The sequence below is a fragment of the Streptomyces sp. WAC 04229 genome (assembly GCF_003947455.1).
Taxonomy (GTDB): Bacteria; Actinomycetota; Actinomycetes; order Streptomycetales; family Streptomycetaceae; genus Streptomyces.
Genome location: NZ_QHJH01000440.1, coordinates 1 through 517 on the forward strand (window position 1 = coordinate 1; position 517 = coordinate 517).

1 protein-coding gene is annotated in these 517 nt (G+C 65.8%); it reads right to left on the reverse strand.

Going from position 1 to position 517, the window contains the following annotated elements; translation table 11 throughout:
- Positions 1–517, reverse strand: a 517-nt coding sequence (locus DMH12_RS38765) for an alpha-amylase family glycosyl hydrolase (RefSeq protein WP_260474513.1), incomplete at both ends; no start/stop codon positions are given.

Sequence of the window (517 nt, forward strand, 5' to 3'; positions counted from 1 at the left end):
CTGACCGCCATGAAGATGCGCGGCATGACCGGGAAGTGGAACGCCATGTGGCACTCGTCGCCGCCCGCGGCGTAGTCGCCGAAGTAGTCGACCACGTCCTCGGGCCACTGGTTGGCCTCGGCCAGCACCACCGTGTCCGGATACTGCGCGTCGATCTCCTTGCGCACCCGCTTCAGGAACTCGTGCGTGCGCGGCAGGTTCTCGCAGTTGGTGCCCTCCTCCTGGTAGAGGTACGGCACCGCGTCCAGCCGGAACCCGTCGATGCCCAGGTCCAGCCAGAACTTCAGCGCGGAGATCATCTCCTCCTGCACGGCCGGGTTCTCGTAGTTGAGGTCCGGCTGGTGGGAGAAGAACCGGTGCCAGAAGTACTGCTTGCGCACCGGGTCGTACGTCCAGTTGGACGCCTCGGTGTCGACGAAGATGATGCGGGCGTCCGCGTACTGGGTGTCGTCGTCGGCCCAGACGTAGTAGTCGCCGTAGGGGCCGTCGGGGTTCTTGCGGGACTCCTGGAACCACG